Genomic DNA, 15,160 nt, shown 5'->3' on the forward strand with positions numbered 1-15,160 from the left:
ACGGATGCCGCGGGCGCCCACGCCCTCGAGTGGATGGCCTCTTATGGGTTCTGCGATGCCCCGGAGACACGAGGCCGGATTCGGGATGCCCAGGTGCACCGGCTGTTGGGCTTGATGGTCCCTCGGGTGGAAAACGAGGAGGTATTTCTCACGCTGACCTGTTTCGCCAATCTGGTGCTGCTGGCCGAGGACTTGCTTTTCGACTCCTCGCCCGCTGCGGGTGGGCTGTCGGGGATCATCGAACAGGCCGGTAGGGTCATGCGTGTCATGGAATCACCCGGCTACCGGGCGAGCGCCACGGACGACCCCTATGAGCGGGCTCTGGTCGATGTGATGGGCCGGATGAGGGCCGAGAGTTCACCCGCCAGAGTCGGCAGGCTGACCCATGAGATGAGGCGTTGTTTCGCGGGCGCCATCCGTGGCATCAACGTGGTTCAGCAGCTGGGAAGGTTCACCGAGGACCAGTACCTGTCCATCCGGCTCGACGACGTCGCGGGCCATCTCACCGTTGTGATCATCGAGATGTGCGGGGCCGAGCCGCTTGCCGACGATGTCTGGCAGTCACCGGTGGTGTTGGCGTGTCTTGAGAGCGCCGGAATGATCGGCGCTCTCGACAATGACCTGTTCTCCTATCGCAAGGAATCCGTTCATGACCTGAACCTGATCAATGTTTTGCGTGAGACCCGCGGTCTCTCCCTGCAGCGGGCCGTCGACGAGACGATGGTGGTGCGTGACCGCGTCATGCAATTGTTCCTGCGGCTCAGGGAAGAACTCCTGGTGTCAGCCCCGCGGCCACTGCGTTACCTGCTGGTCCAGTTGGGGCAGGCTCTGCGCGGCCACGTGGAATGGGGACTGACGGCTCCGCGCCATGCAGCAGCGGCGAAGGTCGTCGCGGCGTCCGCGGAGGAAGCCCTTGTGCCGGCCTCATGCTGGGCTGATGCTCCGTCGAGCACGGACACCAGCCCTCTTGACTGCCCCAGCGTCTCCTGGTGGTGGGACCAGTCGGGACGGACTCATGGAGAGTCGGTTCCGAGGACGAGCGAATAGAGCTTTCCCTCCAAGCCGCCGGACAGGTCGATGGAAACGGCCTTCTCCTCGGTGTACTCGTCCAGGGCGTGATCGCCGCTTTCACGGCCGATCCCGCTCTGCTTGCAGCCGCCGAGGGGAAAGTGGGGCGGGAGCGCGTACCAGTCGTTGATCCACACAGCTCCGGCCTCCAGGCGGGCGGCGACGTCGAGGGCGGCTTGGTTGTCGCGGCTCCAGACACCGGCCGCCAGACCGTATTGCGTGCCGTTGGCGATCTCGACGGCCTCCTCGACAGTGCGGTATCGCAGCACGGCCAGGACGGGGCCGAAGACCTCCTCGTGGGCGATCTGCATGTCGGGTGTGACGTCGGTGATGACGGTCGGTTCCACCCATTGTCCGCGGGAGAACCGTGCGCCGGATGGGATGCCGCCGCCGCAGGCGATGCGGGCGCCTTGATCACGGGCCTTGGAGACGCATGCGAGGACGTGGTCGCGCTTCTCGCGCGAGATGAGCGGCCCGATGTCGGTCAGGGGGTCGAGCGGGTCGGAGATCCGCAGTGTCCTGACCCGGGCGATCAGCCGCTCGACGAACTCATCGTGCAGGGAGTCGGGAAGAAGGAGCCGGGTCCCCGCGGCGCAGATCTGTCCGGAGTAGGCCATGCAGGCGAAGAGGGCTCCGTCCACGGCGGTCTTCACGTCCGCGTCTTCGAGGACGATGTTGGCGGACTTGCCTCCGAGTTCGAGGGTGAGGTACCGGAAATCGCCTGACGAGCGGCGCAGTACGTCATGGCCGACCCGGGTGGAACCGGTGAAACTGATCTTCCGGACGTGCGGATGTTCGACGAGTCGTCCCCCGACTTCGGGCCCGTCGCCCGTGACGAGGTTGAGGACGCCCGGCGGGATGCCTGCCGCCTCGAACTCGCGGACGATCTCCACCACGGTGAGCGGGGCACGCTCGTCGGGTTTGATCACGACGGTGTTGCCGGCGGCCAGCGCCGGCGCGATCTTCCATGCGGCGTGCACGAGTGGAAAGTTCCACGGCACGATGGCGGCGCAGACACCGATGGGCTCACGGCGGACCAACGCGGCCGCCAGGACGGGCGCGAGCATCTCACTGGGCCGCTCGAAGCGGTATCTCTGCGCCAGTTCGGCCTGGTAGCGCAGATGGGCGAGGGAAGTCCCGATGTGCAGTGCCTCGGCGAGGCGCACCGGAGCACCGTTCTCCTGGACCTGCAGCTGGACCAGTTCCTCCGAGCGCCGTGCCAGGCGGTCGGCCGCCCGGCGCAGGACGGCCGCCCGCTCGGAGGGGGGTGTGTCACGCCACGTCCCCTCGTCGAACGCCGCTTTCGCGGCGGCGACCGCCTGGTCTGCGTGTTCGGTGCTGCCCTTGGCGAGGGTCGCCACGAGTTCGTCGGTTGCCGGATTGCGGATTTCGAAGTGCTCTTCGCTGTCGGTCCACGTGCCGTCGATGTACATCAAGGCGTGGGGGACGGCCGGCATGATGGGTCTCCTGTCGGGGTCGGTGGCGCAACCAGGGGAGCGGGCCCGTGGCTTCAGTCGAAGACGAGGACGGGCTTGACGACCGTGCCGGTGCGGGCTGCCTCCACTGCGTCATCGATCCGGTGGAAGGGATATCGCCGCACGAGCCGGTCGAACGGGAAGCGTCCCTGCTGCCATAGATCGATGAGGCGGGGGATGAGGGTGTGTGGGTCGGCGTCCCCTTCGATCACCCCGGTCAGGGTGCGGCCCATCAGGAGGTGGCCCTGGTCGATCGTGACGTTGTTTTCCATGGACTGCAGGCCGAGCGTTGCGCAGATACCGGGGGTCCGCAGTGTTTGCAGGGCTTGTCGGACGACCATGCCGGAGCCGACCGTATCGACGGCGAAATCCGCTCCCGCACCGGTGAGTTCCGCCAGGGCCCAGTCGAGATCGTCGGCCGCGTCGGGGTCGATGGTGTGGGTACACCCCAGGTCGCCGCCGATGCGGCGGCGTTGTGGGTTGGGGTCGATCCCGATGAGCGGACGGCATCCTGCCACCACGGCGGCCATTACGGCGCTCAGCCCGACCGTGCCGAGCCCGAACACCACGATGCTCTGTCCGGGCCGTGGCCGCAGCACGTGGAAGACGGTGCCGGCGCCGGTCAGCAGTCCGCAGCCGAGGGGGCCGAGGATGTCCAGGGGCAGGCCGTCCGGGAGGGAGGGGATCTTGACGGCGTTGCGGGTGCTCGCGACGGCATGCGTGCCGAAGGACGACTGACCGAACCAACTGCCGTGCACGGGACGGCCGTCCTGACTCATCGTCGTCGTACCGTCCGCTCGCGTTCCGCTGTAGTTCAGGGCTGCGGACAGCACACAGTAGGCGGGGTGGCCGGCCGTGCACTGCGGGCACGTCCGGCAGGCGTCGAAACTCAGGGCCACCTGGTCCCCGACGGCCAAGGAGCTCACGCCCGGCCCCACCGCGATCACGGTCCCGGCGCCCTCGTGCCCGAGGACGATGGGCATGGGCAGTGGCACCGTGCCGGCCGCTGCCGTCCAGTCGGTATGACACACTCCCACTCCGGCCATCCGGACCACGACCTCCTCGGCGGTCGGTCGGCCGAGTTCCACGGGTTCGAGGGCGAAAGGGCTGCCCGCCGCATGCTGCAGGGCCACGGTCGCCTTCATGGTCAGATCCTCCCGTCCTTGGCTTCGATCATCTGCCGGTAGAGCGGGAAGACCGGTTTGGCCAGCGGCAGGAGGCGGAGGAGCTTGCTGACGGGGCCGCGGGCACGGACCTCACCCGTGGCGAGGCCGACCGCCGCGTTGTACTCACCGCGCCAGAAGCGGTTACCGTTGTCCGCGGACATGGCAAGCCGTACGTCCGGGCGTACGGCTGTTGCGCCTTCGATGACCTCGATCCCTTCAGACCGCATCCGGACGGTCAGGACCGCGGCCGGATGTGAGTAGTCGATCCGGAAGGTGAGCCCGGAGGCCCGCAGCCGGGGCCCTGCCTCCGGGTGAGCGTCCGCCACACGGAAGACCCCGCCCAGGTATTGGTAGACCTCGCTCGCATCGTCGAAGTACGCCATCACTGACACCTCCTGAGGTACCGCTCGAATGCCTCCCCGGCGTCCGGCACGAGCGGCCAGCGGGCCGCAGCGCCGCGGAACTCGGAGAGGGTGAGCCAGCCGGACCACGCGATCTCGCAACGATCCGGCATGACGTCGTCGGTCAACACCGCCTCGTGGATCCCGAACCAGTACGGGCCGACGGCGCCGGGGCAGATGAACTTGAAAAGGTGCCGCACCTCCGCGCGCACACCGAGTTCCTCGCTCAGCTCCCGGCCCGCGGCCTGCTCGTAGCTCTCTCCCGGCCGGACCGCTCCGGCGATGAGCGGGGCGTATCTGCCCGCGAACCACGGCACGTCCATCGACCGCCGGTTGACCAGCACACGCCCGTCCGTGTCCCGGCACACCACCCCGGCCACGCGGTGCAACCAGCCCTCGCGTACGGCGTCGTCGCGCTGCACGATCCGCAGGACGCGATCGCAGGCGTCGACATGCTCCACTTGCTCGCCGAACTCCCTCACTGCCGCCGCTACCAGCCCTTGACTCCTGGCATGGCCAGATCCGTCAGCTGTCTCAGGCCTTCCTTGGCCGCCGGGTGGAACGGCGCCAGGTCAAGGACGGCCAGGGCTTCCCGGCGCCGTTCCATCACCATCTGCCTGACTGTGCCCGGTGCCCCGGTCGCAGCGATCAGACGCCGTACCTCAGCCAGGCCGTCCGCTCCCAGGGCCGGGTCCCCGACGAGGCTGCGCAGTCGTTCTTCCTGGTCGGGCGCGGCACACTGCAGCGCCAGCGCCAATACCACGGTGCGCTTGCCTTCTCGCAGGTCGCCGCCGTCAGTGCCCGGCTCGGCACCGTCTACGACGACGTCCTCCAGATCGTCGTACATCTGGAAGGCCTCTCCCAGCGGCCGGGCATAGGCGGCACACGCGTCCAGGACCTTGCGGCCCCCGCCGGCCAGCGCGGCGCCGATCTGCAGCGGGCGCTCCACGGTGTACTTCGTGGTCTTGTAATGGATCACCCGCAGCGCGTCCTCCACACTGCCCGTGCTTTCTCCCGAAGCGAGCAGGTCGAGGAACTGCCCGGTCACCAGTTCGCCACGCATACGGTCCACCATCTGCCTGGTCACTGCCCGCTCCGGCCCCTCGCCCAGGTCCCCCAGGAGTTCAGCGGACCATACTTCGCACAGATCGCCCAGCAGGACGGCCGCGCTCTCCCCGAACCACGCGGCACGCGAGTGGGCATGACGCGCGGCGAACGCGCGGTGCGCGGTGGGGCGGTTGTGCCGACTGTCGGATCTGTCGATCAAATCGTCGTGCACCAGAGCGAAGGTGTGGAACAGTTCCAGCCCCGCGGCCGCCCGCAGTGCTTCGTCGCTCAAGGGCGCGTTGCCGACCGCACACCAACCCAGCAGGCAGTACAACGGCCGGACTCGTTTACCCCGCCCGTCCAGAAAATGCTGCAGTACGTCGAGCAGAGTTCCGATGAAGGGGCCGTCCGGGCCCTGCGCCTTGCCGGCGAGGAAGTCGACGAGAGTGGCTTCCACCGCACATCGGATCTCGAGAACGTCGAACTGCCGGGAAGCCGCGGTCTGTGCGGCCATATATCACTCCCTTGCTCAAGACCGGGCCCCGGGCGCATGAGAGGAGACACTCTGCGGACCAGGAAGCCCGGCAGCCGGGTCATCCGACAGATGACATGCGGCAACGGGCCGCCTCACAAACAGAAAGGCCGAACAAACAGATAATCAACCGGCGTGCGCTGGTGTGAGTATGTGGCGCGCAACCATCGACTTTCACCGCCCGCCCCGTCGACCATCGCGGAAAGCGCAGCGGCGCACTCTCGTCCATGCGCCGCGGAGGCACAGCGGTTGTGCGCCGGCAGCGGCTGTACGACTCCCACGCGCGGGGCGGACGCCTCCACACGCTGGGTCGGCTGACGCATCGTCCACGGTGCTGCGGGAAGCTCAAGCCGGCGGATGCTCCCTGGAGAGCAAGTCAGCATGGGGTCCAGATCCGCCTGAGGAGGCGTCCGGTGGAGGTCGAGGGTGTGCGTCATGCCTACGGTCGACGTGTGGTCTTGCGAGGCATCGACATACGGTTGCGGGGCGGAGTGCTTGCTGGAATCGTCGGGGAAAACGGAGCCGGCAAGTCCACCCTCTTGAAGATTCTCGCCGGTGAGCTGCGCCCCGGCCATGGCACGGTCCGTCACAGCGGTCGTTTCGGCTACTGCCCGCAAACGCCCATGCTCAACAACGCGCTGACCATTCGTCAGCACCTTGGATTTTTCCAGTCGGCCTTCGGCCTCCCCGACGTGCGCTACGCAGAGGAGCTCGTGGAACTCCTGGGATTACGCGCGCACGCGGACGACAAGGCCGGGATGCTGAGTGGCGGGACCCGGCAGAAGCTGAACCTCACTCTGGCCCTCATGCACGCTCCCCAAGTGCTGCTGCTCGACGAGCCATACCAGGGCTTCGACTGGGACACCTACCAGCGATTCTGGGACCTCGCCGCCCGGCTGCGCGATGCCGGACGTTCGGTCCTGATCGTCTCGCACCTGGCCTACGACACCGAGCGCCTGGACGAGCTGTGGAGCCTGGAGGGCGGGATGCTTTGTTCACACGCGGCGGGTGAAGGATGAGGCATCACCTGATCCTCTTCGCCACCGCCACTCGGTACACGGCGATCGAGCATGCCCGCAACCGGTTCGCCATGGTGCTGGTCGCCCTGTTCCTCCCGGCCTGGACAACCCTGACGTACATGGCGATGCCCGACACCCCGGCACGGGTGCACCTTCGGGCCACCGGCCAGTGGCTGGCCCCCCGGGGCAACGAACTCACCGCGACCAGCGGCGCCCTCAACGCGGTCACGCTGATCACCGGGTTCCTGTTGTTCGCCGCGACCTTTGCCGGCAGCGGCTTCGACAGGCGTCTGGCCTTGGCCGGCTACCCCCGTATCCACCTCGTCCTCGCCAAAGTAGCCGCCCTCGCCGCGGCCTCAGCAGTGACCGCCGCGTACGCCACCGCAGTCATCTGCCTGACATGGACGCCCAGACAGCCTCTCCTGCTCGCCGCCGCGTTCTTCTGTGCCGCCATGACGTACGGCGTCCTTGGCGTCGCTCTCGGATCCGTCCTGCACCGCGAGGTCGAGGGCATGTTCGCCATCGTGATGATCAGCATCATCGACCTTGCACTTCAAAACCCCATCATGAGCTCCGGAGCCAACAGCGCAGTGGTGCGCTACTTGCCCTCCTATGGAGCCATGCAGGCCGGCGCCGCGGCCGGATTCTCCACCTCTGCCCCGCTCCGGGACCTCGGCATCCAGCTCGCGTGGTTCACCGGGGCTGCCCTCGCCTGCCTGCTTGCCTTCCAACACCGCACTCGCAGTGCCTTGCCTCCGAGGCCATCTCCATGGCGCGGAGGGGGGACGGGCACCGGATGATCACATGATCGCCGAGCACCGGGGCGGCATCGGCCTGATCCGTTCGGAAACACTCAGGGGCCGCGTCTGGCCTGCCGAGGGCCGACGCGTCCGTTCCTGTCCGTGTCGACCGAGTCGATGGTGCTTGCGTACCGGGCCTGGAAGCGGTGGACCAAACAGCGTGCGGGCTGGCGCTGACCACGCAGTGCGCGTACTGCGTCGAGGCGCACACCAAGGCCGTGCGCTCTGCGGGCGCGACTCAGGAGGAGCTGGCGGAGACCACCATGATCGCGGCGGCACTTCGCGCGGGCGGCAGTTGGGCACAGGGCTTCATAGCCATGAAGTTCTTCGAGCAGGCCGAGACGAACGCGACTCAGCAATTGCACACCCAAAGCTGAGCCGTAGCGGGTTGGGCCACCGGTGGGCCCAACCCGCTACGGCCGGAAACCCCCTCCCCAGTCGACAAGGCCCGTCACGGCGCGGCTGCTCCAGCTCAGCCGGGGAGGTGTCTTCGGGCGGGGTGGCGTCGGCTGTTGTGGTGCTGGCAGCCGTCAACCGACCGGCTTCGTGTCGCCGTCGTCAATGATGGTGAACACCCGGTCATAGCTGCTCAGCTCGCGCTGCTCGCCCTCGACCACATCCGCCGCTGCGACGGCATGGCGTGGGCGGTGCACGTGGCGGCGCAGCACGTCGCCCAGGGCAGCGTGCTGGGGATCGGTGAGCGCCTGACGGCGGGCCCAGCAGTGCGGATGCCGGGCGACGATCTACCCGCCCTGGAGCAGCACGATGACGTCCTCGGTTCGCAGAGCATCGTCACCATGCGACCGATGGCCACGGGCGGGTGCCGGGCGATCGCCCTGATCGGCATCTGCTCGGCTCGGTGCAGTCTGCGGATCTCTGCCGAGTCTTCGACGCGGGTCAACACCCCTTCCTCCTGACCTTGATCACCAAGGTCAGCGTCACGGCAACGGGTTCAAACAGATCAGATCCGATCCACCGGGCAACTCACCTTGACCTTGTCACCGGCCCCGAACAGTGGACCGTATCCGCACACGCGGGGAATGGTCCCAAGGTGTACGAAGGGCGATGAGCAGGTTCTTCAGCAGAGGGGCTTGGGGGCACGGTCAGGGTGAGGTGTCAGGGCCGATCGAAGACGGGTGTGTCGTAGGCGGCGACGGTTCAGGCTTCCTCGGGCAGGTGGGTTCATGGCGGGCTGGATGTGCAGCATCCAGCATCCGTGAGTCGTGGATGACGTGGGTAGTGCCATCGGCGAAGGCCGGCCACCTGGCCCAGTCGCTGTGTGCGGCGAGGAATTCGTGGAGGATGGCGTCGTGGTCACCATGATCGGCGACACAGGCGGGACAGTCTGGACGGACGGCGCAGCCGGTGTGGGTTCGGCGCGCTGATCGGCGTCGAGGGAGGGGCTGGTCACGAAGGAGTGACGGCCATGTCCGCTACTGCTTCGTGGACCGTCCTTGGGCGTCCAACCGCTGCAGGACGCGGGCCGCCTGAATACTTCGGCTGGGCACGGGCACCCCCCTCGTGGCCCCCGTGTGCGTCACCCCGTATGGGCGGGAGATGTATGCCGTTGAGGGCTCGGCGGGTCTCTCCCGAGCGGACGGCGGCGTCAAGCTCTTCGTCCGGCCGTGTTCGCCTTTGCCCGCCCCGCTGGTAAACCGATCGGTCCCCAACAGGGGAAACCGATCGGTTTTCATTCGGTGGGAACGGCGTTAACCTCTGCGTATGACCACACAGGTGCGGCCAAGCCCTCGAGAGCGGCTGCTGGACGCGGCGGCCACGCTGGCCTTTCGCCACGGAGTGAGCTTCGGTGTCGAAGCACTGTGCAAGGCGGCGGGCGTGTCCAAGCACTCCATGTACCAGCTCTTCGAGAGCAAGGACGAACTGCTGGCGGCGGGCCTGGAGCAGCGCACCGCAGACTTCGCGGCCCCTTTCCTGCCCGGGCCGGACGACGAGCGTTCGCCGCGCCAGCGGATCCTGTACGTCTTCGAGCAGGTCGAGTCGCAGGCGGCTCTGCCCGAGTACCGCGGCTGTCCGTACCTCGCTGCCCAGATTGAGTCAAGGACGAGGGGCATCCGGCACGCCGGGTCGCGCGACGGGTGAAGGAGAACCTGATGGCCTTCTTCTACTCCGAAGCCGCACGAGGCGGGGCGAACGACCCCGGCCTGCTGGCCAGGCAGTTGAGTCTGGTATTCGACGGCGCCAGCGCCCGCGCGGGCACCAAAGCCGACGATCTGACGGGGCCCGTCGCGCCCACCCTCAACACGCTGCTCTACGCGGCGGGTCTGCACTGACGCGACGTGCCCTGTCCGCACCCGACGGCTTGACTGCCGTCGGGCGGTACAGCGCTGAGCGTCCGTGTCCGGGAGGACTTACTTGCTCTTGGCCTTGTCCCGCAGAGGCGCAGCACCGTGGTCATGAACTGTCTGCGGTCGTCGCGGCAGAGGCTGAGGGCGTCATCCGCGGCGGGGCAGGTGGCCAGGCAGTGGCCGGATCTTGCACTTCGGCTTGAGGGCCTGGCTCTGACACATCGTGGCGTTCTCCGCGTCGGCGACGCGGGAGCGGAAGTCGGCGGTGTCGTGATGGTGGTTGCGCGTGACGTAGGCGAGAATGTCGAGTTCCCCGTCTTCCTGGCGGGCCCACCGGGCCGGCGGCCATGCACAACTCGTACTCCGGCCAGCGGTTGTACTCCAACGCTCTTTGACCACGTCGGACTCTGCGGCAGGCGCGAGAGGCAGGCCGGCGGGCGCGAGCATGTGCTGGAGGTAGGCATGACGGCAGGGCATCCGGCGCGCCGGAGGGCCCCTCGCATTGCCGGTCCCCAGGCATCGGCTCGGCAGCCGAGAGACCCGGTCCAACGACGGTCGCTCGGGCTCAGGACTCGAGGAATGCGAGCGCCCTGCTCACGAATTCGTCATGGTGCTGGAAGATTCCCCCGTGTCCGGCATCCGGGTAGAGGGGGACGAGCTCGCTCCGGGGTAGGCGGGCGGCCAGGTCGAGGGTGTTCTGGCTGGGGACCATCCGGTCGCTCTCACCGTTTGCCACGAGGACGGGTTGGCGGATGTTCGACAGGTCCGACGGCGCCTGGCGGCCCCATCGTTTGATGGCCTTCAGCTGGGCGCGGAACGACGGCAGCGAAATGTCCTTGTCCCGGTTGTGCGTGCGCTCCTTCAGCCGTTCCAGGAAAGCGCGTCCGGCCCGTCGGCCGCCGCGAGTCTCGGTGAAGAAGAGGGAGAGTTTGGGGTCCTGGCGGGTCAGGGCGCCTTTGAGTGTGGCCTGGATGGTGAGTGCCGGGACCTTGTCGATGCCGGGGCCCCCGGCGGGGCCCGTGCCCGCGAGGATGACCTTGCGGACGAGGCGCGGTTCCTGTTCCGCGATGACCTGTGCGATGAAGCCGCCCATCGACAGGCCGAGCAGATCGACCTGGTCGAACCCGAGGGCTCGGACGAACAGCACCGCGTCGCGAGCCATCGCCTCGATCGTGTCCGGTGTGGAGCCGCTCGATCCGCCCACTCCGCGGTTGTCGAAGGCGATGACCCGACGTCGTGCGGCGAGTCCGTCGACGACGCGCGGGTCCCAGTTGTCCAGGACACCGGCCAGGTGAATCAAGAGGATCAGCGGCACGCCGTCCTCCGGGCCGAGTTCTCGATAGGCGAAGTCCTCGCCGCGAACGGACACGGTACGCGTCGGCGCGTTCTCGTACGACGATGTCGAGGGGGACGGGGAGTTCCGCGGCGCGGTGGTCATGTCCGGTTCCTTCTGCAGTGGGTTTGAGGGCACATCAGCGGGTTCAGCGCACTTCTCGTTGCCGCGGGCGGTGTCGTTGGCTCTCGCGGAGGGCCTGATCGACCGGCGGAACTGATTCCTCAGGTCATCTTGACGACGACCTTGCCGGCCTTCGCGCGCCCCGCTTCGAGGTACTCCAGTGCTTCCCGCGCCGACTCGAACGGGAAGACGGTGTCGACGACGGGTCGGATCCTGCCGGCCTCGATGAGGGGGGTGAGCTCGCGCAGTTGGTCCCCGCTGGCCTTCATGAACAGGAACGAGTACGTCACGTTACGGCGCCGGGCGCGTCGTCGGATCCGGAAACTCAGCGCGGACATCACCAGCCGGATGAGCGGATTGGCTCCCAGTTCCCGGGCGAATGCGGCGTCGGGAGGGCCCGCGACACTGATGACTTGGCCGCCGGGCTTGAGCACGTCCAGGGACTTCTTGAGTGTCTCGCCACCGAGTGAGTCCAGGACGAAGTCATAGTCGTGCAGCACTGTCTCGAACGCCTGCTTCTTGTAGTCGACGACGACGTCCGCGCCCAGACGCCTCACCAGGTCGACGTTGGCCGTGCTCGTGGTGGTCGCCACGTGCGCGCCCAGCTGCTTCGCCAGCTGGATGGCGATGGTGCCCAGGCCGCCGGAGCCCGCGTGGATGAGGACCTTCTGGCCCGGCTGAATGCGTGCCCGCTCGACCAGCGCCTGCCACGAGGTCAGGGCGACCAGGGGCAGAGACGCCGCCTCCTCCATGGTGAGCGTGGCCGGCTTGATCGCCACGTCGTCCTGGTGCACCGCGATGAGTTCGGCGAACGTACCGATCCGGTCCTTGTCGGGCCGCGCGAAGACCTCGTCGCCCACCGCGTACTGCGTGACGGCCGTACCGACTTCGACCACTACTCCGGCCAGGTCGTTGCCCAGGACGAACGGGACCCGGTACGGCAGGATCGCCTTCATCTCCCCGTCCCGGATCATGCGGTCGAGGGGATTGACGCTCGCTGCCTGGATCCGGACCAGCACATCGTCCGCGCCCACCTCCGGGTCCGGCACCTCGCCGGCACGCACACCGGCCTTGTCGCCGTAGCGCTCTACCGTGAAGGCCCTCATCGTTGTCTCCATGTCTCGTCCGCGTGCGGACGGGGGTGCTGTTCAGTCCGGGCTTCCCCGGGTGGTGGCAGATGTAAAGGGTGTGGTGCGAGGCGGGGACTATGGCCAGGGCTGTCGGTGGAGAGCTGAACGCCCGCGGTGATGGGCGCGTGTGGGGCATGCCGGGTGTCGTGCCCGACGTTCACCTCGTTCGCCAGAGCTTTCCGGGGTGCCCTGTCGAGGGGGAAGGGCGCTGCCGCCGGTCCGCGTGGCGGGTGCGGGTCAGAGTCGTTAAATTACGACCGTAATTGTATGTGGCCGGTCAGTGAATCGCAAGTGGGCCCGTTGCTCTCGGTGTCGCCGTGCCGCGCCGTCCAGATGTGAGCGGGTGACGTGTGGTGCGGACGGGCGTTGTGCGGGTGCTTCAGTTCAAGGTCCTGGCGTGCTGATGCTCGAAGCCCAGTAGGGCGAGGGCGTTGTGGATGCCTTGCTCGAGGAGTTCGTCGGCGAGTTGCCTGTCGGCGAGGGCTCGGGCCAGCTGTAGCGTCCCGGCCATCATGGCGTAGGCGCTGAGCGCCTTGGTGCGGACCGAGAGTGGGTCGTCGGGTTCCAGGCGGGCGGCGATGCCGTCAATGACAACCAGTACGCCGTCGGTGTAAGCCTGCTTGGTCGGGTCTGCGCAGCGTCGGATTTCGTCGAGCAGGGCGGCGGAGGGGCAGCCGTCGTCCGGGCTGTCGCGGTGCTGGGCGGACAGGTACCACCGCACGATCTGCTCAAGTCCGGCGCGGCCGGGTGCCGCCTGCGCGACGATGTTCGCATTCTGTGTCTGCAGCTGGTCGGCGACCGCGGTGGCCACGAGCTCGTCCTTTGACGTGAAGTGAGTGTAGAACGCGCCGTTGGTCAGCCCCGCGTCCTTCATGAGTGTCGTGATGCCCGAGCTGTCGATGCCGTCCCGCTTGAACCGGCGGCCGGCCGCCTCGATGATCCGCTGCCTCGTCGCCTGCTTGTGCTCTTTCCTGTATCGCACGGCACTCTCCTTCGTTCGTCCGAGGGGCGGCCTGTCCTTCATGGGGCCCTCGCTACATTGTAGTGTGAACGTAATTCAATGGTTTCGGGTAGTCACAGGCCGCCCCGTCGGCGATGGGGGTGTCATGTCGGGTGACCCTTGTGCCATTACCTGCTCGGGCTCGTTCTGTGGCGCCCTGCGGAGTGCTGTGATCGCGAGGACCCGCTTGCGTTCCGTCGCCTCCCATGCTTAGCATTATGAGCGTAATTTAATTGCTCCGCCCGGACGGTGCCGCCCTTGCGCTCGGCAAGGCGGATCCGTAGTGATCGGGACGAGTCGGAAGGCATGGGGGGACTCATAGCGGCGGCTGATCCGCCTCGATCGCGCTCGTTGCGACAGACTCGCACGTCAGCAACGTGGTCGAGCAGATGATCGGTCAACTCGGGGTGCATCCATGACCTGGCCGCCGCCGGCTCAGCGCGTCGGACGCCTGGCGAAGAGAACTCCGTCGCGTCGCCCAGTGTGTCTCCGGTGCGTTGCGTAAGCAGACCCGCGAGATGTCACGAACACCCGCCAACAAGAGAAGGACAACATGAGCACGTATCTGGCAGACAAGGCCGAGGACCTCACCGTCGAGGGTCCCTCCGCGCGGTTCACCTACCGGCGGATGGGTTCGAAGGGCGGCGTTCCGCTCGTCCTGCTGAACCGCTTCCGCGGCACCATCGACTGGTGGGACCCGGAGTTCCTGGACTACCTGGCCGCCGACCACGACGTGATCGTGTTCGACAACGTCGGCGTCGGCTACACCGACGGCGAGCCGCGCGACTCCCTCGAAGGATTCGCCCAGGGAGCCATCGAGTTCATCGACGCACTCGGCCTCACGCAGGCCGACCTGCTCGGCTGGTCCCTGGGTGGCATCGTGGCCCAGCGTGTGGCTCTGCGACGCCCCGAGCTGGTACGCAAGCTCGTCGTGGCGGGCAGCGGACCGGCCGGCTGGGTGCCGGGCGCTCCGGACTTCAGCGAGAAGGTCCTGGGCATCATGGCCAAGCCCGATGCCGACCTGGAGGACATGCTGTACCTGTTCTACCCCGAGACGGACACGGCCCGCGCCGCTGGGCACGAGCACTTCGACCATGTCTCGACCCGGCTCGCCGCAGGTGGCCCCCCTGTCTCCGAGGAGGCGGCGCAGGGCATGCTCGCTGCGGCGGGCGCTCTCCTGGTGGCCCCCTTCGATGAGGTGCAGGCGGAGCTGGAGGCCATCAAGCAGCCCGTCCTCTACGCCAACGGCCTGAACGATGTGATGATCCCCGCCCACAACTCCTACGTCGCGGTCCAGCACCTCGACAACGCCACCCTCGTGCTCTACACCGGCGCCGGCCATGCCTTCCTCTTCCAGTACGCCAAGGCCTTCACCAAGCAGGTGGCCGACTTCCTCGCAGCCTGACCACGCCGACCCCACCGCCGCCCCCACGGGAACCAGGGCGTCGGGCGGGGGCGGCGGTGAGGTCGGCGCCGCCTCACAGCAGTGTGAGGCGGCGCCGACACGATGGTGGAACGTCACCACCACGAGGGTTTGGTCCCGTTGCCGAGTGCTGTGCACGGGCAGACAGGGCATCGAGTGTTCCCTCCTCTCCGCCGGCGGCGCACATGGCGGGTTCACCATCGGCGGGATGACCAGGTGTCAGCGGGGACCGGGCCCAGGCGGACACCGGGCGGTGTTGCCCAGCGGGCCGGGCGGCTGCCGTCGTGCCCTCGGGCCGTGAACACGGCCACGGCTGCGGCAAGTTCCCTCCCCGCAC

Annotated in this window: 14 protein-coding genes and 1 pseudogene; 7 read left to right on the top strand and 8 right to left on the bottom strand. The window is 67.7% G+C overall.

Annotation, left to right across the window (positions count from 1 at the left end; translation table 11 throughout):
• Positions 1–126 precede the first annotated feature (126 nt).
• Positions 127–1,047 carry a terpene synthase family protein gene (locus ACZ7M3_RS04720; protein ID WP_472060699.1) on the top strand — a complete coding sequence of 307 codons (921 nt, stop codon included), beginning with the start codon at positions 127–129 and terminating at the stop codon, positions 1,045–1,047.
• Here ACZ7M3_RS04720 and ACZ7M3_RS04725 read toward each other — a convergent pair.
• Genes ACZ7M3_RS04725 through ACZ7M3_RS04745 form a run of 5 tightly spaced genes read right to left on the bottom strand, consistent with a single transcriptional unit; the run spans position 1,014 to position 5,671 of the window.
• On the bottom strand, positions 1,014–2,525 hold the full coding sequence (locus ACZ7M3_RS04725) for an aldehyde dehydrogenase family protein (RefSeq protein WP_472060701.1): 1,512 nt from the start codon (positions 2,523–2,525) through the stop codon (positions 1,014–1,016). The two genes, ACZ7M3_RS04720 and ACZ7M3_RS04725, sit on opposite strands and share 34 nt — an antisense overlap.
• A gap of 53 nt (positions 2,526–2,578) precedes the next feature.
• On the bottom strand, positions 2,579–3,688 hold the full coding sequence (locus tag ACZ7M3_RS04730; RefSeq protein ID WP_472060703.1) for an NAD(P)-dependent alcohol dehydrogenase: 1,110 nt from the start codon (positions 3,686–3,688) through the stop codon (positions 2,579–2,581).
• 2 nt (positions 3,689–3,690) lie between these two features.
• A complete protein-coding gene (locus ACZ7M3_RS04735; protein WP_472060705.1) occupies positions 3,691–4,092 on the bottom strand; it encodes a hypothetical protein in 402 nt (133 codons plus the stop codon).
• Positions 4,092–4,571: an NUDIX hydrolase gene (locus tag ACZ7M3_RS04740; RefSeq protein ID WP_472060707.1), complete on the bottom strand. Its 480-nt coding sequence runs from the start codon at positions 4,569–4,571 to the stop codon at positions 4,092–4,094. Before ACZ7M3_RS04740 ends, ACZ7M3_RS04735 begins: the two co-directional genes overlap by 1 nt.
• Before the next feature lie 29 nt (positions 4,572–4,600).
• Entirely contained in the window at positions 4,601–5,671 is a 1,071-nt protein-coding gene (locus tag ACZ7M3_RS04745) for a polyprenyl synthetase family protein (RefSeq protein ID WP_472060709.1), read from the bottom strand.
• A 431-nt stretch (positions 5,672–6,102) separates the two neighbouring features.
• On the opposite strand from ACZ7M3_RS04745, the gene ACZ7M3_RS04750 reads away from it, so the two are divergent.
• From ACZ7M3_RS04750 to ACZ7M3_RS04770, 5 genes and pseudogenes are all read left to right on the top strand, one after another.
• On the top strand, positions 6,103–6,708 hold the full coding sequence (locus ACZ7M3_RS04750) for an ABC transporter ATP-binding protein (protein ID WP_472060711.1): 606 nt from the start codon (positions 6,103–6,105) through the stop codon (positions 6,706–6,708).
• Positions 6,705–7,508 (top strand): ABC transporter permease, encoded by an 804-nt coding sequence (locus tag ACZ7M3_RS04755; protein WP_472060713.1) that lies wholly within the window; start codon positions 6,705–6,707, stop codon positions 7,506–7,508. Before ACZ7M3_RS04750 ends, ACZ7M3_RS04755 begins: the two co-directional genes overlap by 4 nt.
• A gap of 146 nt (positions 7,509–7,654) precedes the next feature.
• Positions 7,655–7,885, top strand: a complete 231-nt coding sequence (locus ACZ7M3_RS04760; RefSeq protein WP_472060715.1) for a carboxymuconolactone decarboxylase family protein — start codon at positions 7,655–7,657, stop codon at positions 7,883–7,885.
• A 135-nt stretch (positions 7,886–8,020) separates the two neighbouring features.
• Complete coding sequence (locus ACZ7M3_RS04765) at positions 8,021–8,425, top strand: hypothetical protein (protein WP_472060717.1); 405 nt, start codon at positions 8,021–8,023, stop codon at positions 8,423–8,425.
• Between the two features lie 805 nt (positions 8,426–9,230).
• A pseudogene (locus ACZ7M3_RS04770) lies at positions 9,231–9,799 on the top strand (TetR/AcrR family transcriptional regulator).
• A 580-nt stretch (positions 9,800–10,379) separates the two neighbouring features.
• On the opposite strand, the gene ACZ7M3_RS04775 reads toward ACZ7M3_RS04770, so the two are convergent.
• From ACZ7M3_RS04775 to ACZ7M3_RS04785, 3 genes are all read right to left on the bottom strand, one after another.
• Positions 10,380–11,252, bottom strand: a complete 873-nt coding sequence (locus tag ACZ7M3_RS04775; protein WP_472060719.1) for an alpha/beta fold hydrolase — start codon at positions 11,250–11,252, stop codon at positions 10,380–10,382.
• 119 nt (positions 11,253–11,371) lie between these two features.
• Positions 11,372–12,376: an NADP-dependent oxidoreductase gene (locus ACZ7M3_RS04780; protein WP_472060721.1), complete on the bottom strand. Its 1,005-nt coding sequence runs from the start codon at positions 12,374–12,376 to the stop codon at positions 11,372–11,374.
• A 403-nt stretch (positions 12,377–12,779) separates the two neighbouring features.
• Positions 12,780–13,382 carry a TetR family transcriptional regulator gene (locus tag ACZ7M3_RS04785; protein WP_472060723.1) on the bottom strand — a complete coding sequence of 201 codons (603 nt, stop codon included), beginning with the start codon at positions 13,380–13,382 and terminating at the stop codon, positions 12,780–12,782.
• A 571-nt stretch (positions 13,383–13,953) separates the two neighbouring features.
• Here ACZ7M3_RS04785 and ACZ7M3_RS04790 point away from each other — a divergent pair.
• Positions 13,954–14,805, top strand: coding sequence for an alpha/beta fold hydrolase (locus ACZ7M3_RS04790; RefSeq protein ID WP_472060725.1), 852 nt, complete (start codon positions 13,954–13,956; stop codon positions 14,803–14,805).
• The last annotated feature ends 355 nt before the right edge of the window (positions 14,806–15,160 follow it).

The organism is Streptomyces sp. NPDC111656 (genome assembly GCF_055656965.1).